Raw genomic sequence first — 21,864 nt, 5'->3', positions numbered from 1 at the left:
GTTCAGATGGCTATTCTACGTTTGATTGGTTTTGGAAAAAAAGAAGAATTTAAGAAAGTGCTCGCAATTTTAAGAAAGAAAAAGCCTGATAGGACAAGGGCTCTATGAAATTTGTCGTGTACAGAGAGTTAATTTAAAAAAAACTCATAGGTGATACAGGCAAAAAGTGCGATCAAATAAACAGCGAAAAACTGATAAATAGTTTTTATGAACCGTAAAATCATAAAAATTAACCAGTTTGAATATGTTCGCATATTCATATTTCTTTAAATTTGTAGCGCTGTATATAACTAGTATTGAAAATGTAAAATAAGGATTTAATCAGTATATGAACTATCTGATCAGCGTATTCTGGATCAGCAAATACAGGCACACGTACAAGCACTTGCGTCATTCCTACATGCCAATCAGCTTTCACATTTGCGTTATCGTGAAGGCAGTATCAGCTATCTGGATGTGATTGATTCGGACTGGAATTTTGCAGCAAGAGCAACTCGCTGCACAGCTTCATGGCAGTCGAATGATTGCTAGCGTAGATCTTATTCGGGCTTTAGGTGTTGGTTGGCATGAACCTAAGCTGCCGAGTCATATGCTATTGTTTTAATGAAGAGATTTAAATGTATATTGCTTCTTTGAAGTTCCAATTTAACTAAACGTTAAAAAGCCAATTCTTAAAGACATGCAATTAATTTATAATTTCAATTAGATCGGTTTTTAACCACAAATCTCAAAGCCGGTAAATTTAGATTTAAATTTTCAATATTTATGCTATGATGCTCTTTCATATATGGGGATGTTATTGGCTTCGACGCTGGTGATGAAGCTCATAGATGCATGCCGAGAGCGCATTTTCTCTCGTAAATAAAATTTGCATTTTAATAGTCGCAAACGACGAAACTTACGCTCTAGCTGCCTAAGGGCAGCTTGTCCGCTTCACTGAATACTTGTGGTCAGTGAACCCGACCGAAGCGCACGCACACAAGTCCGTATAAAGTCAAGCCTCGGGGCTTTATACCAAACTTAGAGGATCGCACCTTTTACCCTGTTCGTCGGGTCGCTTGGTGTTAAAACAATAGACGATATCTAAGCATGTAGTATTCTCGAGTGTAGTGCTGGCGGACGCGGGTTCAACTCCCGCCATCTCCACCAAATACCTAACAAAACATGGCAAAATATGCCAAGTTTTAAAAGATAAAGGCTTGAATCTAAAGGGTTTGAGCCTTTTTTCTTGCCTAAACATAACTAAATATAACTAGCCACAGGGATACATGCCATGTATCCTAGCGTGTATCCCCTCATATTTATTGAACTGGCAGGGATACAAGAAAATGAAACGAACAGACATAAAACGCAGACCACTAGCAGACACCGTACTTGCAACCCTTGAGCCTGAATCAAAAGAATATCGGGAGCTAGACGGCAACGGCTTATATTTTCGTGTCAAACCTGATGGTAATAAATCGTGGCAACTACGATATAAAAAAGCTGATGGTAAATGGTCATGGTTAGGTATTGGTGGCTATCCTGAAATATCAGGACAGTTAGCACGTAAAAAAGCGCAAGAACTTTTAAACGACATTTCAAAAGGTGATAACCCTATCATCACCAAACAAGAACGTAAGCGCAAAGAAATAGAACAGCACAGTGCAACCTTTGAAGTTTTAGCACGTGAATGGTTAGACACAAAAAAGGAATCATGGGTACAGGACACCATGACCCGAAATAAAGGCGCACTGGAAAAACATATATTTCCGATTTTTGGGAAACGCTTGTACACCACCATAAAGCCTATTGAATGGATGAACTTATTAAAAAGTATTCAGCAAGAGAAAGGTATTTTTGAACAGGTGAACCGTATGCGCTCGATGTGTCGTGATATTTACGACTTTGCAAAGGTCACAGGGCGCATGGACTACAACCCAGTTGAGGGTATTCAAAAATATCTACAACAAGGCAAAAAACAAAATATGTTGCATGTGGCTGAACCTGAGTTACCAGCCTTGTTAAGAGCTATCAATAATTATCCGACTATGGACGTGCGTATAGGCTTACAGCTTTTAGCTATGTTGTTTTGCAGACCAACTGAACTAAGACAAGCCAAGTGGCAGGAGTTCGACCTAGATCAAGGGGTTTGGAATATACCAGCCGAGCGTATGAAGAAACGCCGCGAGCATCTTGTACCGTTGCCAACTCAAGCCACTACCCTATTAAAAGAATTGCAAAGCTATGAATCCAATTCTGAATACTTATTTCCGAGCAGATCGGACAAGAGCAAGCCGAAGTCAGACACAGTTTTCATTATGGCTTTGCGCCGCATGGGTTATGAGGGCAGACAGACACCACACGGATTTAGACATATTGCGAGTACCTTGTTAAACAATCGTGGTTTTGATGAACGTCATATCGAAGCAGCACTGGCACACGTAAAGGACGGTGTGGCAGGCGTATATAACAAGGCTCAATATTTAGATGACAGAGCAAGCATGATGCAATGGTACGCCAATCATTTAGAAGAAATTGCAGATCAGAGCATTATTCAATTTAAAAAGGCGAAGTGACAAAGTATGTCGCACTACTAGCTAATAAATGCACAAATATAGCTTAATATCGTTTATATTCAGATTGCTAGGTATAGGAGGCATCCGAAAGCAAGTACCCAACTTGTTTACCTAGCAGCTTTTTGGGGATGCTGTGGGAGGCAATTAGATGAACCTACCTTTAAAGACTTTTTATTCAATAGATGAAGCTGCAAGACTGTTTCATGGGCTTTTCCCCCAAAGGCTCGATATTGATGATTCTTATTTTTTTCAATTGGCTATCAAGGGATATATTAGACTAGGTATTTTCAAAGACCCTAGTCATGAAAAAAACCACCTATCAAGTGGAACATTAAATTTTGATTGGTATGAATGGACAGAAGACCCAGAATTATTAATAGAACATGTTAAGGCTGTGACTTATTGTTTATCTACAATTGAGGAAGAAGGCTCGATTTTAATTTTACATGATGCTTATATTAAAGACTTATTGCTAAGGGGTGAAATAAGCTTAAGTGAAGTAAGGTTTGATAATATATTTTCACTTGAACATTCTGAGTTTTGTATCAAAGACCAAATATTAAATGATTTATTTTTCTTTGAGTATACTGATAAATTAAGGTATCACCATTTTTATGAATCTATCTTTTATTCTGATTCTACCCATAGTCTTCACTATGTCTTTAATGAAGAAGATGGCAATTATTATGTGCCATCAATGGAGCATGAAGTCCCTGACTGGGTGACTGGCTTCTGGTTTGATAGATTTGCCGATAATTATGAAGATAAAGACAAATTTTCAGATCGTATGATAAAGAAAGAAGAATGTTTAATATTTGGTGAAGATTTGCAATTGTTGCTCGATGGAAAACATAGAGAGCCTATTCAAAATGTATCTAGAATTAAAAAAAATGATATGGAAGTAGTAAAAGAACAGATAAAACAACATCCTAAAAGAGCTAACTCTATAAATCAAATTATTTATGGTTTGGCTAAAATGGCTGATTTAGACTTATCCCAGCACCAGTCTGCATATACGCAATTGGAAGCTTTTTGTAATTCGAATGGCATAGAGATACCTGGGAAAGATACGTGTGGAAACTTATTTAGGGAAGCTCATAGGAAATTTAACTCATAAAATTCTAATTAGAATCTAAATAGAACGAAAGTCATTCTAAATAGAACGATATTGATTCTATTTAGAACAATGCTTTAAAAATCATAAGCATACTAAATCCACTATATTTTTGTATAAGTGGGTTTTTTTATGACTATCACACCAATCCGTGTTCAATTCAAAACAGCTTGCCAAATTCTTGATGTAAGCCGTGAATCATTGCGCCATATCGTGCGTACAGATGCCACATTTCCCCGACCTATCAAGACTGGCGACACCAAACAAGCACCAGTCTATTTCGACTATACCGAGCTTGTGGAGTGGCACAACAAGCAGCGTTTAAGCCTGATGGAGGCATAAGAACATGAACCATCAAACCACTGTCTTAAACCACCTCCAACAAGGCAAAACCATAAGCCAAGCCGAAGCCATAGAGCTATGTGACTGCTACCGCCTTTCGGCTGTAATTGACCGATTAAGAAAGCAGGGTTTTGAAATCGTGACCCATAACGAGCGCAATAAGTCAGGCATTGGCAGACATGCACGTTATGAGCTTGTTAAGGAGGTGGCAGCATGAATAAGCATATTGACCCTGAATTTTTTAAAGCCTTTAACCACTACAAAGCAATGGTGAAGCAATACGGAGATGACCACCCCATCACCGAGCAGGCACTCATTTTAACAATGCACTACACGCCTGAGCATATTAAAGAGGAAATGCACCAAAAGGCTAAGGAATTAAACCTATTGCCACCGCCAAGCGGTTACACCGATGAGGGCGACCCGATGTATAGCCTTGAAGATATAGCCAAACATTTTGGCATCAGTTTTGAAGAAGCAGAACAGCGTTTATTGCAGATGATGGATAACCGCCAACAGGTCGGTTTATCAAATGATGGGGTTTTGATTAATCCGAACTCTAATTTTAACCGTGTGCAGTAGGTGGCAGTATGAGCGAAATAGATTTTAGATCCGCAACTCAAGCCGACAACCAACCCATGACCGATGACGAATTGCGGTTAGCCAATATCTATGATGTTGCAGTCGGTTTGATTATTGATATTGAGGAGGGAAAAAACTTCTCAATGTCAGAAATCAAAGCACAGATGATTGAAGTTCTAGAAATCATACAAGAGGAGTTGTGAGCATGAAAATTATCTTTCTTGAATTACTCAAGGGCTTATTTTTAGCCGCTTGCTTTCTTGGATTTTGCTTAATTCTTGCAACGTGCAGTCGTTCCGCTTATGCTGTAGACCTCTCAAAAAGTCTTAGCGTTACCCCTGAACGTCATTCAGGTTTTTTTGTGCCTCTTAACTGCATCGGCTCTCAATCTTTGCATTTAAACAGCGCAAGCATCACAGCCATGCAAACAAGGCTGCACTCCCTCTATGAGGGGATGACACAACAAAATAAGTCAGCAATGGCGAATATGTTGGGTGCGTCTAAGACCGCAAGAGTGAATCCCCTCACCAGTTTTAAATCTGGTGGAACTTCTCAAAACTCAAAAGTCTTAGGAGGCAATCATCATGCCTAATCAAATCAATTCTACAAATACACCTAAAAAATACGATGCTGGTGACATGCACGACATTCAGTCGCTAGCTGAATACGATATGAACTGGATGCAAACGGCCATTGATCGTATTCGCCGTGACTTCATAGACCTAAGCAAAAAACTACAGAAACAAGGTGTACATCAAATCTATTTTGATGACTTGCGTACAGTTTTAGATATGTACTCATACCTAGCAGAAGAACGTCATAGCTATCATGCAGAAATGGCAAAACAATACGAAAAAGAATGGAAATCTCAAGGGGGTGAGGTATGAATGCAAAACACCCCGATATTTTAAATAAACCAACGCCTATAGTGGTCAATATCGACCCAGTAACAGGGCATCGGGTAGAGTTTTTTCAGCTAGAAGATTTTGCGACAAATTGTATTGATGAGCGCAATCTCAAAGTTAAGCCTGAGAGCTATATTTGTTCTAAATTGCCTAGTTATAACTGTGAAAATTGCGAAGCCTACACGCTCATAAATCCAACCCAATTGAGCGAGGTTATAGGCTATGCAATCAGAGGTATCGCCAAAAAATACGACACAGAGCAGACACCCCACAAAGAAATTGATTCTCAGAAAGTATCGTTTTTGATTGGTGAAGCTGGAGTATTTGCAAGCAGTTTAAATAAACCTCATTTATCGTATGTAGTCGGTACAAATGATATGGATTTATTTGTTCAACTTGCTAAGGCAGGCAAAGCGGTTTTGCTGCATCAAAGTTTAGATGAAGCATACAAGATTTTAAACAGTGGTATGCCTGAAAATGTTTTTAGATTGATTGCGGGCAAGTCTGCACCTAAAGATAATTCTGATTTATTTGTTCAAGTGGATGATTCTTTTAGAGCGTTTACCTCTCAGCAAATAGAAACATTTTTTCTTGAGAAACGGAAGCAGATTATTGAATCAGGTGCATTCAATCAAGATGCAGATTCTCAACACTGGGGCGAGTTGCTGCCACTACAACAAGAGGAATCAGTAGCAAGCAACCCTTACCCTATTGATGCACTGCCCTTATTGGCAAAAGAAGCGGTTTTGGCTATTTCCGAGCATGTGCAATCACCAATTGCAATGACGGCGCAATGTGTTATTGGTGCAATGTCACATATTGCCCAAGCTAAAGTAAATGCACCCGATAGATTCAAAGCACACGGCGAACCATGTAGCTTGTTTCTACTGACTGAGGGGCAAAGCGGAAGCCGTAAGAGTACAAGCAAAAATCTAGCAGATCGGGCGATTTTAGACTATGAGCGCAAGCAGTACGAAATATATCGAACCGAGTTAGAGCAATGGAAAAGCGGTCTAGCAGGATTACCAAAAAAAGACCGTGAAGCGTACTGTGCAGAGAATCCACCACCGAGTGACCCAAGCACTCTATACAGTGACATTACCCTTGAATCTATTGCAGGATTGTTTATTGATGGAATCTTGAAAAATGCTTCAATCTCAAGTGATGAAGCAGGTCAATTTTTCGGTGGGCATACCATGAAAGCCGATACACGTAACCAAGCACTAGGCGGTTATACGAAATTGTTTGATGATGGATATGTGGAACGTACACGCTCAAAATCAAACCTCAATGGCAGTGGTCGGGCGCATGACGTTCGGGTGACGTTTAATTTACAAGGTCAGCATGAAGTTTTAGACAATGCTTTAAAAGACCCAGTGCTAAGAGGGCAAGGCTTTTTACCTAGATTCCTCTTAACTATTCCTGAAAACTTGGCAGGCACACGCCTACAAAATGCAGCATATCGCAACAAAAACGCCAACAAAGACCACAGGCTTATTGCTTACTGGACACGGTGCGAATCATTGCTCGATAGCTGCCCACAGGTACAGACAGAGCATGAATTGCATAATGGGCGTTATGTCATTCCTATGAATAATGAAGCCATAGCGATTGATACAGAGTTTTATAACGTCATTGAGTCGCTACAACGTGTAGGAAAGCGTTTTGAGTACCTACAAGCGTTTGCGAGCCGTGCAAGCCAATTGGCACGCCGTTTAGCAACGGTATTTGCTTATTTTGAGGGATTGCAACAGATTGATGGTAAAACCCTACAAGGAGCTTGTGAGGTCGTTAAGCATTCATTAAATGAATGGGCAATGTATGCAGAAATTGAGGTTAAAGCGGAAAGTGATGCTGAAAAGCTGATTAAGTGGGTTGTCGGTAAATGTGTGCAGCAAAAAACAGACAGACTTACTTACTCATATATACAAACCTCATGCCCTAGACCGATGCAGAAAAACAAAACCCTTTTGGAAATGGTTATTCAGCAACTAGAGGATTCACACCACATCAAGATTGAATCACTAGGGCGTACTCGATACGTTGTAATTAATCCCTTATTACTGGAATCGTGACTAAATGACTAAATAAGCCTGAAAGCCTTACAGGGCAAGGCTTTTCACTTAGCAGTCACGTTTTGACTAAGTGACTAAGTGACTAAGTGACTAAATGGATTTAATCATTAATTTTTTCGTTTAGTCATTTAGTCATAGCGGTTTTGGGTGACTGCTGAACGAAAAGCCTTATATATCAATAGTTACAGAGCAATTTAGTCATTTAGTCAGCTTTTTAGATAAATGAAATATATTTGAGAGTTGAACAATGCCAAACGTGAACAAAGTAATTTTAATGGGTGTGCTAGGTCGTGACCCTGAAACTAAGCAATTCTCCAACGGCGGTAGCGTTACGACATTCAGCGTTGCAACTACCGACCACTGGAAGGACAAGACCACTGGAGAGCGCAAAGAAGCGACAGAGTGGCACAGAATCAGCACCAACGGACGTTTAGCCGAGATTGCGAGTAAGTATCTCAAGAAAGGCAGCAAGGTTTATATTGAGGGCAGCTTGAGAACAAGGAAATGGAAAGACCAAAGTGGTGCAGATCGGGAGATAGTCGAAGTTCGGGCGGATGTTCTACAGTTGCTTTAATCGAAGCTCCCTAAATATGGGGAGCTTTTTCGTAATCTATACCTGTCCGTATATGTGCATATTTTTGTATCGTATCGTTGTTTTTTATTTGTATTAGAATACAATGAACTCATAAGAGTAACAGTGTGGCACTCTTATACCAATTAGCCCTAAATAATGGGCTTTTTTAGGCTCTATTGATTAGACATATTCACACCCAGTCTTAGAGGGAGAGTTTTTATGAAAATGTTTTTTAAAGGTGTAAGCCTTTCTTCAATTCGTAAAGCTAACCAAAATATGATTGAGGGAAAAAAGGCTGATGTATCTAGTTTACCCGCCAGCATTCAACACGATATTTTAAATCGCCGTTATTCTGCTCAAGAAATTAATAACGCTTATGCTAGAGCCGTTAGCAAAGGCTAATCAGTCAATGAGTAGACATCAAACCTTTACCAAATTAGTGACTGACGACAAAGACTTTGTCGGCATGGTTGCTTATACAATATATAAAAAAGAAAAATTAGATTGGATTGAACAATTTAAAATTACACATGGCAACGAGCCAAGTGAGGCAGAATTAAAACAATTCACCCTAGCATCTGATTCTGCCTTGCGTATTCAACAGTATCGTGAAATTGCGGAAAGCAGAGTTAATGATTTTATTGATAATGCCATTTTTGAAGAATTAGAGGGCTATAAAAAGCGTTTAAGAGATGATGAAATAGTAAAAGCATCTAAAAAAGGCTTTATTAAAGGCGTGGGCGAGAATGTGCTGGCAGGTATTATTGGTGCAGGTATTGTCACACTTTTTCAGCTTGGAATATGGCTATATCAAGTCAAAGATAATCCAGAATTTAAGAAGCAAGCCACTGAACAAATACAACAAACAGCAAATTAATATAAACAGCCTCTATAACTGGGGCTTTTTTATTGGCTGAATGGTCAAGATAATCATGCAGATTCAACTATCATGGAAATCGTGACAATAGAATAAACAGCTTTAGATTCATGCAGCCTGATTAGATAAAAACGCCTCTTTCATAGGGTGAGTTTTGCAAAAAGGTAAAAATAAAAAGTTGATTATAAAAATGACTAATAAAACCACCGTGTAGTTTTAACACAGCTTTAACTTTTAACACTCCCAATTGATATACCTAGCCAAATAGATCAATGAGTTAAACAAATGAGCTTTAACTTTTTAACTTATTTTTGAAAATCAGATTTTTTTTGTGAGTGTGGTACTGGGCGGTCTAGAAAAATAATGAATTTTTTAAAATTTTACCTCCCCCCTATAGTCTTTTTTATAGACGGGAAATTGAACCGTTTTTGTCTTTCATAGGATTGTTTCGCAAATGCTGCTTTAGATCGGCACGGTCCGATTACGGTCCGTATATATGCTGCAAGGTTTACGCCGTTTTTAACGAATACCTATCTTGTATCACTACGTGCAACAAACATTCTCTTTTTATAGGAGTGCAAGTGTTGATTGAGTGCTAACCACTGGGGGGAGCTATCAAGTTGAGTGATGACATAGATCGGACAGCACCGACCTACTCACTCATAAAAAAATTTCTGTTTTAGCAAATAAGTTAAAGTTGTTAAAGTTAAAAAATCACTGCAAAGGCTTATATATAAAGGATTTACCTAGTTATAAGCCGATTTTCAAAAGTTAAAATAATGTTAAAGCAGATACAATCAATATCATTATTTTAGAGCCTAAATAATTAGGGGAATTAGTGCGCTTTATGTCAAAAGGTAGCGTGGAAAATTACAGCTTTATAAGTATTAAGCAACTTAATCTAAAAAGTTTATTCAGTGCTGATGACCTGAAAAAGTATAAAAATATCAGCATCACCGCAAGCAACGACTACGGTAGTTATAACCTGAGCTTAACTCATTCACCTTGTAACTACGGCGGCGCTAGATTTTGGTTTTTATGCTCATGCGGTAAACGCTGTACCAAACTATATTTTAAATGCAGGGCGTACGCTTGCAGACAATGCCACCAACTCAACTACATATCACAACAATGGAATAAGTCGAATATTCCCCTACTACGCGTCAGACGGCTAAGGAGTCGATTGCAATGGTCACAAGACGTTAGAGATTGGCCGATATATCAAAAGCCTAAAAACATGCGCTACAGGAAATTTTCCGCACTTGTACGAGAACTGGAAAAAAGAGAGCAGGAAAGGCTGCAAATGTTTATTGTCTATTTAAATCGGATGGGCATTAGGTGAATGTCAGGTTTTGACCTTAGGATTACTTAGGATTTACGCCGTTCTGAATCTTAGGTTTATCAGGTTTTCTTTTTTAAAGCAGTCCGAAAAACTAACATTTACTAACAGTAGGCCGAAGCAAAATTGCGTTGGCTAAATCCTTGTTTTATAAGGTAAGCACAAAATTGCGCTCAGTAATGAACTACGAACTTTCGTACAGTCATACAGTGTGGCTATCCTCAAATTGAGGTTAACGCTTAACTTTCTCCAGTGCGTAAAGTTGAGTTTCGCAACAACTACGCGCGCGCACGCGAGGGATGGATTGAATTGTGGTTTTAAGGCTTAAAATCCCAATAGAACTACAATGCGATTATTCGGGCGGTTTACTTCTGCAAATAACCTGAACATAGGACTACCCCCCACTGGGGGATATGCTCAAATTTGAGCGCATCTAAACAACCAAGCTACTTAATCAGCCACTTGGACGGCTAAGTTAATTTAGGATTACGTTATCGTTTCGGTAATCACCGAAACCCATGCAAGCGACTAGCTCAAAGATAGTTAGTGAGTATCTTTAAGCTACTCACAATGGATAAGATTCTAAATCTAATCCCACCTAAGCCACCAATCATGGTGAGCAGCTTAAATACTTCACTTCAATAAAATGATGGAAGCCAAAAAACACAACAAACAATTGTTGAAGTGCTAGAGAATCAAGAAAAACGCGCGCGTGCGAGCGAGTTTAAATCTTGAGTTGAACTCCCCTTTTCCCCACCAAACCCGACAAGAAAACAGCCTAGCAGCACATAATTTGTATCCCAGTTTGTATCCCTAACTTTTTAATAATATTTTTATTATTTATAAACAATAACTTATTAATTTTGTTCAATTGACGCCATCGCAAAATATGCCAAGTTTTAAAAGATAAAGGCTTGAATCTAAAGGGTTTAATCCTTTTTTGCCTAAACATAACCAAATATAACTAGCTACAGTGTACATACGCCGTATACACTACCATGTACATTGCAAGATTTATTGAATCCGCTGGTGTACAAGCCATGAAAAGAACAGAAATCAAACGTAGACCGCTATCAGACACCGTACTTGCAACCCTTGAGCCTGAATTAAAAGAATATCGGGAGCTAGACGGCAACGGCTTATATTTTCGTGTCAAACCTGATGGTAATAAATCGTGGCAACTACGATGTAAATACTTGTTTACTTTTTAGGAGTGACTTAAAAAACCCAAAGACGAAATAAACATTCATATCAGATTGAAATAAAAAACTCGGATGAATAAGTCCGAGTTTTTTGGAAATAACCATCTATTTAAGTTAATGCGGTGCTGGCCCACCTGTAATCTGCTTCGGTTTGGGACTCATCCAAATCAAGGCACTGGCAAAGATAAATACAATAGCCAAAATCATAAACACATGATTCGCCGAAATCGTAATCGCTTCTTTATCAACTAAATTTGCAATCGTGGCGAGTGTTGCATCAGGTGAAAAACCATTTTGCAATAAGGTGTTTTGGACTTCTTGTGGGTGCAAATTATTCACCATTTCACTACGAGCTACCTTCGTGTGATCATCCCAAATCGTCACTGCAATTGAAGCACCAATCGCTCCTGCCATAGTTCTCAGGAAGTTCATCAGACCTGCGGCAGATGCCATTTCCTGCGGCAAAACTGAGCCCATTGCAATATTCGACAGTGGAATAAAGAAGAATGGTACCGCAAAGCCCTGCAAAATCTGCGGCCATGCTAATGACATAAAGTCTGCATCTGTAACCCAAAAAGCTCGCATGACCGTAACCACACCCAACAATGCTAATCCAAAACTTGCCAATGCTCTTGGGTCATATTTAGTTGATAACTTGGCAACAATTGGCGACATCGTCAAACTACCAAAACCCATAGTTGCAGTCAGATACCCTGCCCACGTGGCGGTATAACCCAAGTTAATTTGTAGCCATTGAGGAATCAGGACAATACTGCCAAAGAACGAACCAAAACCAAAAGCGAGTGCCAGCACAGAAACTGCAAAACCACGGTGTCGGAACACATACAGGTTAACCACAGGATGCTTTTCTGTGAGTTCCCAAATCATGAAAACAATAAAACCCACAACTGCCGTTAATGCCAATACAATAATACTGGTACTATTAAACCAATCTCGCTCATGCCCAAGGTCTAGCATCAATTGTAAAGCACCAATCCACAGCACTAACAAACCTAAACCAACTGCATCAATTCGTAATTTCTCAGTTTTAGTTTCTGCTACAGACAGCAAGCGGATGGCTGCCAATACACAGAAAATTCCAACAGGGATATTAATAAAGAAAATCCAATGCCAAGACAGATTATCACTAATCAGTCCGCCCAAAATCGGCCCCAGAATTGGTCCAACCACGGTGGTCATGGCCCACATTCCCATGGCTTGTGAGTGTTTTTCAGGTGGGAAAATTCGCATCAACAAGGTTTGGCTCAGTGGCATTAATGGGCCACCGCAAAGCCCTTGTCCAATACGGAAAAAAACCAGCATTTCCAGTGAGGTCGCCAAACCACATAGGAATGAAAAGATGGTGAAACCAATTAACCCAAAGACAAAAACTCTGACTGTCCCAAAACGTCCAGCTAGCCAACCTGTAAGTGGAACACAGATGGCTTCAGCAACGGCGTAAGAGGTAATCACCCACGTCCCTTGTGAACTAGAAACAGCTAAGTTCCCTGTAATATGGGGGACTGAAACGTTGGCAATGGTGGTATCAAGCACCACCATAAAGTTGGAAAGTGCAATGACAAATGCGGCGAGCATTAACCGCCCACCGCTGAGTTCTGCAAAAGGATTCTGCGTTTTCATGGCTGATTACTTCGATGCGAGATCAATGTCCGCTTGCATCGACAACCCTACACGCAATGGATGTTCTGCAAGTTCTTTGGGATCAAGCGTAATACGTACAGGTAAACGCTGTACTACTTTAATCCAGTTTCCTGTCGCATTCTGTGCTGGAATCAAGGCAAATGCGGCACCTGTCCCACCAGAGAAGCCCTGAACTGTCCCGTGATAAACCACATCATCACCATATAGGTCTGAACGAAGCGTTACTTTCTGCCCTGCTTTCACTTTAGCAAGCTGACTTTCTTTATAGTTTGCATCGACATACAGTGCAGATACAGGCACCACTGACATCATCACAGTACCTGGTGCAACACGTTGCCCAATTTGAATATTCTTGCGTGTCACCACACCATCAACAGGCGCACGAATAACGGTACGCTCTAAATCAAGCGTTGCTTGCTCAACATGGGCTTTTGCAACCAAAACATCAGGTGTGGACGCTTCATTGAAGCCTTGAATCAATGCTTCATTTGCAGCAAGTGTACTTTCTGCGGCTTTACGGCTTGAGGTTGCTTGGGCTAAACCCGCTTGAGCTAAATCTAAGCTTGCTTTTGCCGTCGATACTGCACTTTGCGCTTTGCTCAATTCCTCTTTAGAAATCGCTCCTGAAGCGGCAAGTTCATTACGACGCTTTAATTCTAAGTTCGCTTTATCAAAATCTGCTTGTGCTTTACTTACTTGTGCTTGTGCACTATTAATTTCATCATTGCGAACCACAACTTGAGAATTCAATGAGCTACTATTCGCTTGGCTTTGCTTGTATTGACGTTGCGCTTTTGCCAACTCAGCTTGTGCTTGTGCCAACTGGATTTTGGCATCACGCTCATCTACACGAACGAGAACATCACCCTTTTTAACTTGTTGGGTATCTTTCACCAAAACTTCAGCGACTTGTCCACTCACCATTGAGGTGATTTGTGCCGTTTCCGCACCAACATAAGCATTATCGGTACTGACAGCATGATTAAAGAACAACGCCCAAATAGCATACAAAATTGCTGCAAGGATAAGAATAAGTGCGAAAAATCCTAAAAACTTTTTACGTTTTGCTTTCATTGCATCATCTGATGCCGAATCAGCAGCAATATCTTGTTGATTAGCTTGGGCGTCAGTCATATGTTATTCCTGAAAAATTAAAGGGATTTTTAACTTTTGGTTTAATCAGCCGATCAGTCTAGTTTTTTTAACTTAACCAATTGTTAAAACCTAAGATCAAAATACAAACAAAAATTTAAATCGCATTTTAACGATAAAAAATCATATGGCGAGAATAAAAAAAATAACTGATGCGTTCAATTCTTATATTTTGATAATTTTTTATTTTACTTTCATGTAAACAATAAAAAAAGCGTCAAAAGACGCTTTCATATTGAACATCATACTTAGAATGCGTAAGAAGCAATTGCCGTTGCAATTGGCTTAGCTTCATCATTGAGCATGGTCATACGCATCGTACAACCTTTGCGTCCTAAACGTAATGTTTCCGCACGTGCAGTAAAAAACTGACCACGACCCGGAGCAAGATAATCAACACGCATATCTACGGTTGCTAAACGCGATACTTTCTTAATCGTGTCAGGAAGATCTTCTGGGGTCGCACGACGATAAAGTTGTTCCATTGCAACAACGCCACCAATACTATCTAGTAATGTCGCTGCAACACCGCCATGCAAAATTTGGAAGGCTACATTACCCACCAACTCAGGCTGCATTTCGATATAACCTTCAATTTGATCATCAACAACGCGCATGCTCATGCCACAATGCTTAAAAAATGGTGAAGAATTAAATGCTTTACAAAGCTGCTTTAATACCACGTCATGATCGGCTTTAGCACCTAACTGAATATTGCCTGTCCAGTTTTTCTTTACATCATTCATACGCTGCCTGAATCCAAAGGAACGATAAACATCCCATTATTTTGTACAAATCTAAAATTATGGGGCTACAATAGCGAGGATATTTAATTGAACTTAGCCGCTAAGCTCTCCCTAGCATGACTTAAATATTTCAATTATTCCTATAGTGTAATACTGAACATCGAGATTGTTATGACTTATACGTTCAATCGTCCCGCTTTTCCCGCGACTCGCATGCGCCGTATCCGTAAAAATGACCAACTTCGTGCCATGGTCAGTGAAACACAACTTACAGCTAATCATTTGATTTATCCAGTATTTGTATTACCGGGACAACAACAAACTCAAGATATTCCAAGCATGCCAAATGTGCAGCGTCTATCTGCTGATTTATTACTCAAAAAAGCAGAAACTTTGCTCGAACTCGGTGTTTCAAAGCTTGCTTTATTTCCAGTAACCCCACAAGAAGACAAAAGTTTAACGGCGGAAGCTGCATGGCATGAAGATGGTTTGGTTCAAGCCACTTGCCGCTTACTGAAAAAAGAATTACCAGAAATGGTATTGATTACCGATGGCGCACTTGATCCTTATACCACTCATGGTCAAGACGGTATTATTGATGAAACTGGCTATGTTTTAAATGATGAAACCGTTGAATGCCTAGTCAAACAAGCCCTCAGCCATGCACAAGCGGGTGCTGATGTCGTTGCACCAAGTGACATGATGGATGGACGTATTGGTGCGATTCGTCAAGCACTTGAACAAAATGGTTTTATCTATACCAATATCATGGCGTATTCAGCAAAATATGCCTCAAGCTTCTATGGCCCTTTCCGTGATGCAGTGGGTTCAGCAAGTAATTTAAAAGGTGCAAATAAATATAATTATCAAATGGATGTCGGCAATCGTGCCGAGGCATTGCATGAAATTGCACTTGATATTCAGGAAGGTGCAGATATGGTGATTGTAAAACCGGGTATGCCTTATCTGGATGTCGTTCGTGAAGTGAAAGATACCTTTGGTGTACCTACTTTTGTCTACCAAGTTAGTGGTGAATACGCCATGCTTGCAGGTGCGATTCAAAATGGCTGGTTATCTGAAAGCGTGATTTTAGAGTCATTGATGTGCTGTCGTCGTGCGGGTGCAGATGGTATTTGGACCTATTTTGCCGAAGATGCTGCACGTAAACTCAAAGAGATGAGATAGCAATCTCCCTTACTGAGCTAAAACACTCCTCACCTCTTTAATATCAAAGAGGTGAATTTTGAAATTGGTTTAATTTTTTATGCATATTGCCATTATTGGTGCGGGTATTAGCGGCTTGATGTCAGCGTTAGAACTTGCTGAACAAGGTTGCTCTGTTGATATTTTTGATCAACAACAAGCAGGTCAGGCTGCCTCATGGGCAGGCGGTGGAATTCTTTCCCCGATGTACCCGTGGCGTTATGCACCAGAAGTTAATCATCTTGCTCAATACGGTAAATCGCTGTATCAAATGTGGAATGAAAAACTTCTGCCTATCACGGAGATTGATTTTCAAATCCACAATACAGGCATGCTGATTTTCGATCAGGAAGACTTTGATGTAGGACTGAATTATGCCAGTCAATATCAAGAACCCATGCAACAGTGCAATTTGTTAGAACGCAAACAACTTGAACAAATTAATCCGCATATTTCAGAAAAATTTCAACAAGCCATCCATTTTCCGCAACTGTCGAATGTACGTAATCCTCGTTTATTACAATCTCTCATCAGCTATCTTAAACAGCATCCTTTCGTTCGTTTTTTTGAGCACTGCTCAATTGATCAACTGATTGTTAAAAATAAAACGGTACACGGAATACAAACTTCAAATGGTCAAGTTTTTCATGCTGATCATGTTGTTCTGACCTCGGGCGCATGGAGTCAATATTGGGAAGAACACATACATCGACAAATTCCTGTACAGCCGATACAGGGGCAAATGCTGCTGTTCAAAACACCTGAAAACTGGTTACCTACCATGTGTATGAATCGGGTGATGTACCTGATTCCACGTCAGGATGGTCATATTGTCTGTGGTTCGAGTATGGCTGACTGTGGTTTTAGTACGGCTGTGGATGAGCAAACGCAGCAGGATATTTTAACGGCGTGTCTGGAAATGGTGCCTGAGCTGGAACAGTTCCCGATTGTGCAACGCTGGGCTGGGTTACGTCCAAGTTCGCCACACGGTATTCCCTACATCGGTGCCATGCCTGAAATTGGAAACCTGTGGGCCAATTTTGGGCATTTCCGTAATGGGCTGTGTATGGGTGCTGGTTCGGCGCAATTGTTACGCCAACTCATTTTAAAACAAGCGCCTATTGTTGACCCAAGTGCCTATTCACCAAGTCGTTTGCAGAAAAAAAATTTAGTGATCCAATAAAATTTCGGTTAAGGCTTGCTCTAAATTGGGGTACTGAAATTTAAAACCATGCTTGAATAATGCCTGAGGCGTTACATATTGACCATTTAAAATTAATTGTGATTGTTCGCCTAATGCTAATTCAAACACGCATTTAGGCATCGTTATAAAAGGTTTACGTTTCAAAACTCGTGCAGCAACATCAACAAAACCTTGTTGATTGATTTGTTCTGGAGCAACTAAATTGTAAACTTTTTGATCAGCCTGTAATTGAAGTAAAAAAATAATTGCTCTTAAAACATCTTGAATATGAATCCAAACAACAGGTTGTTTGCCTGAGCCAATTTTAGCAATCATATTCAATCGAATCGGTAACAACATTTGCGGCAAGATTCCGCCATCACCAAACACCACCCCTAAGCGAATAATTTTAGTATTTTGTTGAGTAAATTTAAGTGCTGTTTGTTCCCAAGCCTGACAAAGCTCTGACATAAAGATGACTTGTGGTGGTGTATTTTCGTCACAGATCGCCGCCCACATTTCTTGAGGATCAATCCCGTAATAGCCAATAGCTGAGCCAGAAATAATACATTGGGGGAAGATGCTTTTTTGCTGTAACCACTGATAAAGTTTCTCCGTCATGGCCACTCGGCTTTGTATCAGTTGTTTTTTTCTTTGATCAGTCCAGCGTTTTTGACCAATATTTTCACCAGCCAAATTGATCACATAGTCAATTTCAATGACTTTAATTTCATCTAAATCATTCACCCATGTTAAATCTGAATCATATGAAGCTTTATTTTTTTGTCGTGTCAGTGCAATCACTTGAAAATTATTTTTCAATAGAAAAGGTAAAAGATGAGAACCAATAAACCCACTTGCACCTGTCACCAATACCGTCATTTTTTTCATGGACTGATCTATCAAAAATGAATCGTATTAAAAGTTTTAGCAGAATACAGGTGAATTACAAGTGAACTTTATTACCCGTTAAACATCTTATTTGCCATTCGTTGTGCTTGTGCGCCATAAAACCAATACGTAATTAAAAATAACGGTGCTGCGATCATCAACCAAATTGCAACAACAGTAATTAAAAACATAGGTTGCTTGAAATATAAAATAAAATTTTGCCAAATTTCTGGATCTTTACGTGCAAAAATAAACAATCCTAAGAGTAAACCACATGCATTGTAACCCCAAAAAATGAGGCTAAATCCAAGGCTTAATCGTTTCTTTTCCGAGAGGGTTGGTGCACGATGTTGTTTTTTTAGAAATTTGAATAAAACAAAAATCATTGCAATTAGATAAGGAATGGCTGTAAGCACTCCCCCAATGCTATTAGGTAAAATTGCAGCGATGACTCCAGCGATTAGGCTAGAAATCAAGCACACAATAAAAAACCAAAGGTAGTACAAACGCAATGAAATCATGTAAATAAACCAAATCTAATCTACTTCAAAAATAATTATAAATTTTTTTCACTTTTTTTTCATTTTTATGTCAACCAATCCACACCTAGCAGCGTTATATAGGGTACAAGGTCGCAGCAACCGAATGTTCATTGCACGGCATCCGCAATATTTTTCGGTGACCTTTCATTATGACTCTCCATCTTTGACAATGGCTTTGTTAGTAGCCAAAGCCGTTGAAAAAGATTTTGACCGACGATTTATCATCACTCGAATCGTCGGTTTTTATTTTTTAATTAAACCTCTTGCGAAAGTAAAAACCACCTCAATATAAATTTCATGAGATATCAGAAATTAAATCGTTTTTCAGATTCTGAATTCAAACGCTTGGTTGGCGTACCTCGACAAGTTTTTACTGAAATGGTCGAGGTTTTAGAAAAAGCAGAATCACTCAAAAAGAAATCAGGTCGTCCTCATACTTTAGATATAGAGGATCAGTTGTTATTAACTCTCAATTACTTACGGAACTACAGCACTCAACTGGAATTAGCGGCAAATTACCATATCGCTGAAAGTAATGTGAATCGAACCATTAAAAAGGTTGAAGATGCATTGATGAAATCAAGACGTTTTACTCTGCCAAAACGAAGCATTACCACAGCAGACGAACACTTTAACTGGGTCATTATTGATGCGACAGAATGTTCAATAGAACGTCCGAAAAAAAAATCAGAGTAAGTTCTACAGTGGTAAAAAGAAGAAACATACGCTAAAAGCACAAGTGATCTATCATCCGAACAGCAAACAAATCATAGGGCTAGATATATCGAATGGCAGTCAGCATGATATTAAATTGGCAAGAAAAACGGTTAAGAAATTCAAACATTGTGAATATGTTATGACCGATTTAGGGTACTACGGATTAGAGCAGGATGGTTTTAAATTATTGATGCCCATAAAGAAAAAGAAGAATTCCCCCTTATTTAAGGCTGAGAAAAAGTACAATAGAATGATTGGAAAAATACGAGTTGTGATCGAACATATCAATAGTCAATTGAAAAGATTTAGAATATTAAGTGAACGCTATCGAAATAGACGGAAAAGATTCGGTTTACGCATTAATTTAATCGCTGCATTGGTAAACCGGATAAACTTGCAATAATGACTTTCGCAAGAGATCTATTATCTATATCTATTCAACAGACAATTAATCTAATAAAATAATTATCAATGCGATATGTGTTGATTAAAATGAAGTATCCAATTGAAATTGAAAATAAATTAATAGAAATTGAAAAAATTATTAATTGTTGGTCTATTAAGAAAGATTTAAATGAAGTAGTAACTTGGATGCTACAATTTGATAATGAAGATTTTGACATTGCTTTTAGAATCATAAAAAACTTAAATATCATTGGCCCCGAAGAACTTAATTCAGCATTATCTATAGCCTATTCAAAATTAAATAGGCAAGCTAAAAATAAAGGAATTTCTTTGTCTCTCAAAAATACTATGTATGCTTCAATTGGAGGTGGAGCAAAGAGTGGTGCAATGATCGCATATAATTTTAGACTTATTAATGAATTAGCATCAGCAAATTTTCTTGATGCTGAAAATATTAGATATCTTGAGGAAGGAAAAGTCGAAAATTTAGTATTAGTCGATGACTTCATCGGAACAGGTGACCAAGCCTCACAAGAACTAAAAGAAATTGCTGAAAGAGTATTTGCGCTTGGAGTCAAAAATATTTTTGTACTCACTGCTATTGGTTTTAAATCAGGAATTAAAAAAGTTCAGGAAACTGAATTAGCAGATGTTTTTTCTGCATTAGAATTCGATGAGAAAGATACTGTCAAATCGCTAGATTCCATTTTCTATGAAGGTTTGACCTTTGCAACTAGAAAGTCTTATTTCGAGAAACTATCGAAATATCGTGGACTAGGTTATGGAGGTATAGGAGCATTACTTGCGTTTTATTACAATACACCAAATGCAACAATTAATTGTATTTGTGGTGACTCTAATGGCTGGATACCATTAATTCCAAGAGTCTCAAATATAAATGGAATAGATAAACTCTATCCTAAGCTAGAACAAGCAGCTACAGCAAAGCACCCTCAAGCACTTCAGAATACCTTAAACATATATGTTGAAGGGAAATCTGTTGAACTATTTATTGAATTAATTGGGAATGAACACAATAAATTAGGATATGAAAAGTTTGAAGTAATATCCGTTGGCCCATTCTACTCAGAAAAGCTAATCGCATCCCTTAAACAACTTTCGACTCATTATATTTTTATTACCGAAAAAGAAGATGAAAACTCTCCTCATTTTAGACGTATAAGTGAAGTTATTGACCATGAGAACCTAATCATCATGGATGAAATGATCAATTTCTTTGACCTGCCGAAAATAATTGAAAGTAAAGAATTTGTACTACCTAGTGATGAACAGGATATCGATAGTATTAAAAGATTTTTAGAAATCAGATTGTTTCGTCGAGTGTCTCCTTCAACACGACAAGATAATATAAATCGTTTATATAAAGACTTTAGAGATGAAAGTAAAATTTTATCACTAATTAGCGAAATTAAACAAAAAAGTAAGAAGTTATGATTCCGTACTACTGAATTAAAGACAAATAAGATTTCAATCAAGAACATCCAATGTTTGCTCTAATTTAGAATATGCAAAAATTAATCTATCATCAAACGACCGTTTAAGATTATTAACATTATACTGCAGTTTAATATAATAACCTGTTGCTCCATTTTCAGCTGGCAACGGAACAAATGCGTTTACTTGTACTATTGAAGTTAAAAACTTTGATCTCTGTACACGACAAATTTCATAGAGCCCTTGTCCTATCAGGCTTTTTCTTTCTTAAAATTGCGAGCACTTTCTTAAATTCTTCTTTTTTTCCAAAACCAATCAAACGTAGAATAGCCATCTGAAC

21 protein-coding genes, 1 other RNA gene and 2 pseudogenes are annotated in these 21,864 nt (G+C 38.7%); 19 read left to right on the top strand and 5 right to left on the bottom strand.

The genetic code is table 11. The annotated features are described in order from the left end of the window. Window positions 1-333: 333 nt before the first annotated feature. The 15 genes and pseudogenes from HYG88_RS14425 to HYG88_RS14355 form a co-directional block, all read left to right on the top strand. Window positions 334-604 (top strand): annotated as a pseudogene (locus tag HYG88_RS14425) (hypothetical protein); the annotation flags it as partial. 185 nt (window positions 605-789) lie between these two features. Then, window positions 790-1,149: a transfer-messenger RNA gene (gene ssrA / locus HYG88_RS14420) on the top strand. Window positions 1,150-1,328: 179 nt separating this feature from the next. Next, a complete protein-coding gene (locus HYG88_RS14415; protein ID WP_178883330.1) occupies window positions 1,329-2,558 on the top strand; it encodes a tyrosine-type recombinase/integrase in 1,230 nt (409 codons plus the stop codon). 148 nt (window positions 2,559-2,706) lie between these two features. Beyond that, complete coding sequence (locus HYG88_RS15350; RefSeq protein WP_178883325.1) at window positions 2,707-3,675, top strand: hypothetical protein; 969 nt, start codon at window positions 2,707-2,709, stop codon at window positions 3,673-3,675. Between the two features lie 129 nt (window positions 3,676-3,804). Next, window positions 3,805-4,014 carry a transcriptional regulator gene (locus tag HYG88_RS14405; RefSeq protein WP_178883329.1) on the top strand — a complete coding sequence of 70 codons (210 nt, stop codon included), beginning with the start codon at window positions 3,805-3,807 and terminating at the stop codon, window positions 4,012-4,014. 4 nt (window positions 4,015-4,018) lie between these two features. Continuing rightward, window positions 4,019-4,231, top strand: coding sequence for a helix-turn-helix domain-containing protein (locus tag HYG88_RS14400; RefSeq protein WP_178883328.1), 213 nt, complete (start codon window positions 4,019-4,021; stop codon window positions 4,229-4,231). Further along, window positions 4,228-4,596, top strand: coding sequence for a hypothetical protein (locus HYG88_RS14395; RefSeq protein WP_178883327.1), 369 nt, complete (start codon window positions 4,228-4,230; stop codon window positions 4,594-4,596). Before HYG88_RS14400 ends, HYG88_RS14395 begins: the two co-directional genes overlap by 4 nt. An 8-nt stretch (window positions 4,597-4,604) precedes the next feature. Further along, window positions 4,605-4,799 (top strand): hypothetical protein, encoded by a 195-nt coding sequence (locus HYG88_RS14390; protein WP_178883326.1) that lies wholly within the window; start codon window positions 4,605-4,607, stop codon window positions 4,797-4,799. A 2-nt stretch (window positions 4,800-4,801) separates the two neighbouring features. Continuing rightward, a complete protein-coding gene (locus tag HYG88_RS14385) occupies window positions 4,802-5,188 on the top strand; it encodes a hypothetical protein (RefSeq protein ID WP_218647898.1) in 387 nt (128 codons plus the stop codon). Beyond that, entirely contained in the window at window positions 5,181-5,483 is a 303-nt protein-coding gene (locus tag HYG88_RS14380) for a hypothetical protein (RefSeq protein WP_005158174.1), read from the top strand. Before HYG88_RS14385 ends, HYG88_RS14380 begins: the two co-directional genes overlap by 8 nt. Next, entirely contained in the window at window positions 5,480-7,576 is a 2,097-nt protein-coding gene (locus tag HYG88_RS14375; RefSeq protein ID WP_256731794.1) for a DUF3987 domain-containing protein, read from the top strand. The genes HYG88_RS14380 and HYG88_RS14375 overlap by 4 nt, the downstream gene beginning before the upstream one ends. 247 nt (window positions 7,577-7,823) lie before the next feature. After that, window positions 7,824-8,150 carry a single-stranded DNA-binding protein gene (gene ssb / locus HYG88_RS14370; RefSeq protein WP_005158180.1) on the top strand — a complete coding sequence of 109 codons (327 nt, stop codon included), beginning with the start codon at window positions 7,824-7,826 and terminating at the stop codon, window positions 8,148-8,150. Between the two features lie 219 nt (window positions 8,151-8,369). Beyond that, window positions 8,370-8,552, top strand: coding sequence for a hypothetical protein (locus tag HYG88_RS14365; protein ID WP_005158182.1), 183 nt, complete (start codon window positions 8,370-8,372; stop codon window positions 8,550-8,552). Between the two features lie 7 nt (window positions 8,553-8,559). Further along, on the top strand, window positions 8,560-9,027 hold the full coding sequence (locus HYG88_RS14360; RefSeq protein ID WP_005158186.1) for a hypothetical protein: 468 nt from the start codon (window positions 8,560-8,562) through the stop codon (window positions 9,025-9,027). Window positions 9,028-11,406: 2,379 nt separating this feature from the next. Beyond that, window positions 11,407-11,559, top strand: a pseudogene (locus HYG88_RS14355) (Arm DNA-binding domain-containing protein); the annotation flags it as partial. A gap of 123 nt (window positions 11,560-11,682) precedes the next feature. On the opposite strand, the gene HYG88_RS14350 reads toward HYG88_RS14355, so the two are convergent. The 3 genes from HYG88_RS14350 to HYG88_RS14340 all read right to left on the bottom strand — a co-directional run bounded on the left by HYG88_RS14350 (window position 11,683) and on the right by HYG88_RS14340 (window position 15,128). After that, on the bottom strand, window positions 11,683-13,209 hold the full coding sequence (locus HYG88_RS14350; RefSeq protein WP_005158194.1) for a DHA2 family efflux MFS transporter permease subunit: 1,527 nt from the start codon (window positions 13,207-13,209) through the stop codon (window positions 11,683-11,685). Window positions 13,210-13,215: 6 nt separating this feature from the next. Beyond that, window positions 13,216-14,364, bottom strand: coding sequence for an HlyD family efflux transporter periplasmic adaptor subunit (locus tag HYG88_RS14345; protein ID WP_005158195.1), 1,149 nt, complete (start codon window positions 14,362-14,364; stop codon window positions 13,216-13,218). Window positions 14,365-14,630: 266 nt separating this feature from the next. After that, complete coding sequence (locus HYG88_RS14340; RefSeq protein WP_004663409.1) at window positions 14,631-15,128, bottom strand: thioesterase family protein; 498 nt, start codon at window positions 15,126-15,128, stop codon at window positions 14,631-14,633. 171 nt (window positions 15,129-15,299) lie between these two features. On the opposite strand from HYG88_RS14340, the gene hemB reads away from it, so the two are divergent. Then, on the top strand, window positions 15,300-16,313 hold the full coding sequence (hemB, locus tag HYG88_RS14335) for a porphobilinogen synthase (protein WP_005158198.1): 1,014 nt from the start codon (window positions 15,300-15,302) through the stop codon (window positions 16,311-16,313). A gap of 79 nt (window positions 16,314-16,392) precedes the next feature. Beyond that, a complete protein-coding gene (gene thiO, locus HYG88_RS14330; protein ID WP_005158200.1) occupies window positions 16,393-17,514 on the top strand; it encodes a glycine oxidase ThiO in 1,122 nt (373 codons plus the stop codon). Here thiO and HYG88_RS14325 read toward each other — a convergent pair. Together HYG88_RS14325 and HYG88_RS14320 are read right to left on the bottom strand one after the other, a co-directional pair. Then, window positions 17,500-18,405 carry a TIGR01777 family oxidoreductase gene (locus HYG88_RS14325; protein WP_005158206.1) on the bottom strand — a complete coding sequence of 302 codons (906 nt, stop codon included), beginning with the start codon at window positions 18,403-18,405 and terminating at the stop codon, window positions 17,500-17,502. The two genes, thiO and HYG88_RS14325, sit on opposite strands and share 15 nt — an antisense overlap. 71 nt (window positions 18,406-18,476) lie before the next feature. Next, complete coding sequence (locus HYG88_RS14320; protein ID WP_005158208.1) at window positions 18,477-18,926, bottom strand: ABZJ_00895 family protein; 450 nt, start codon at window positions 18,924-18,926, stop codon at window positions 18,477-18,479. A 318-nt stretch (window positions 18,927-19,244) separates the two neighbouring features. On the opposite strand from HYG88_RS14320, the gene HYG88_RS14315 reads away from it, so the two are divergent. Then, window positions 19,245-20,067 (top strand): IS5 family transposase gene (locus tag HYG88_RS14315; protein WP_100243228.1). Its coding sequence is split into 2 segments (ribosomal slippage): window positions 19,245-19,625 and window positions 19,627-20,067, totalling 822 coding nucleotides; the frame shifts between segments, so codons are not numbered across the junction. A gap of 89 nt (window positions 20,068-20,156) precedes the next feature. Next, window positions 20,157-21,524, top strand: coding sequence for a phosphoribosyltransferase (locus tag HYG88_RS14310; protein WP_034602634.1), 1,368 nt, complete (start codon window positions 20,157-20,159; stop codon window positions 21,522-21,524). Window positions 21,525-21,864 lie beyond the last annotated feature (340 nt).

Source organism: Acinetobacter sp. SwsAc4 (assembly GCF_013391535.1).
Taxonomy (GTDB): domain Bacteria; phylum Pseudomonadota; class Gammaproteobacteria; order Pseudomonadales; family Moraxellaceae; genus Acinetobacter.
This window is presented reverse-complemented; position numbering and strand designations above follow the sequence as displayed.

Excerpts from the sequence above, each read along its gene's own strand:
- HYG88_RS14415 (WP_178883330.1), top strand. The coding sequence starts at position 1,329 with ATGAAACGAACAGACATAAAACGCAGACCACTAGCAGACACCGTACTT.
- HYG88_RS15350 (WP_178883325.1), top strand. The coding sequence starts at position 2,707 with ATGAACCTACCTTTAAAGACTTTTTATTCAATAGATGAAGCTGCAAGA.
- HYG88_RS14405 (WP_178883329.1), top strand. The coding sequence starts at position 3,805 with ATGACTATCACACCAATCCGTGTTCAATTCAAAACAGCTTGCCAAATT.
- HYG88_RS14400 (WP_178883328.1), top strand. The coding sequence starts at position 4,019 with ATGAACCATCAAACCACTGTCTTAAACCACCTCCAACAAGGCAAAACC.
- HYG88_RS14395 (WP_178883327.1), top strand. The coding sequence starts at position 4,228 with ATGAATAAGCATATTGACCCTGAATTTTTTAAAGCCTTTAACCACTAC.
- HYG88_RS14390 (WP_178883326.1), top strand. The coding sequence starts at position 4,605 with ATGAGCGAAATAGATTTTAGATCCGCAACTCAAGCCGACAACCAACCC.
- HYG88_RS14385 (WP_218647898.1), top strand. The coding sequence starts at position 4,802 with ATGAAAATTATCTTTCTTGAATTACTCAAGGGCTTATTTTTAGCCGCT.
- HYG88_RS14380 (WP_005158174.1), top strand. The coding sequence starts at position 5,181 with ATGCCTAATCAAATCAATTCTACAAATACACCTAAAAAATACGATGCT.
- HYG88_RS14375 (WP_256731794.1), top strand. The coding sequence starts at position 5,480 with ATGAATGCAAAACACCCCGATATTTTAAATAAACCAACGCCTATAGTG.
- ssb (WP_005158180.1), top strand. The coding sequence starts at position 7,824 with ATGCCAAACGTGAACAAAGTAATTTTAATGGGTGTGCTAGGTCGTGAC.
- HYG88_RS14365 (WP_005158182.1), top strand. The coding sequence starts at position 8,370 with ATGAAAATGTTTTTTAAAGGTGTAAGCCTTTCTTCAATTCGTAAAGCT.
- HYG88_RS14360 (WP_005158186.1), top strand. The coding sequence starts at position 8,560 with ATGAGTAGACATCAAACCTTTACCAAATTAGTGACTGACGACAAAGAC.
- HYG88_RS14350 (WP_005158194.1), bottom strand. The coding sequence starts at position 13,209 with ATGAAAACGCAGAATCCTTTTGCAGAACTCAGCGGTGGGCGGTTAATG.
- HYG88_RS14345 (WP_005158195.1), bottom strand. The coding sequence starts at position 14,364 with ATGACTGACGCCCAAGCTAATCAACAAGATATTGCTGCTGATTCGGCA.
- HYG88_RS14340 (WP_004663409.1), bottom strand. The coding sequence starts at position 15,128 with ATGAATGATGTAAAGAAAAACTGGACAGGCAATATTCAGTTAGGTGCT.
- hemB (WP_005158198.1), top strand. The coding sequence starts at position 15,300 with ATGACTTATACGTTCAATCGTCCCGCTTTTCCCGCGACTCGCATGCGC.
- thiO (WP_005158200.1), top strand. The coding sequence starts at position 16,393 with ATGCATATTGCCATTATTGGTGCGGGTATTAGCGGCTTGATGTCAGCG.
- HYG88_RS14325 (WP_005158206.1), bottom strand. The coding sequence starts at position 18,405 with ATGAAAAAAATGACGGTATTGGTGACAGGTGCAAGTGGGTTTATTGGT.
- HYG88_RS14320 (WP_005158208.1), bottom strand. The coding sequence starts at position 18,926 with ATGATTTCATTGCGTTTGTACTACCTTTGGTTTTTTATTGTGTGCTTG.
- HYG88_RS14310 (WP_034602634.1), top strand. The coding sequence starts at position 20,157 with ATGAAGTATCCAATTGAAATTGAAAATAAATTAATAGAAATTGAAAAA.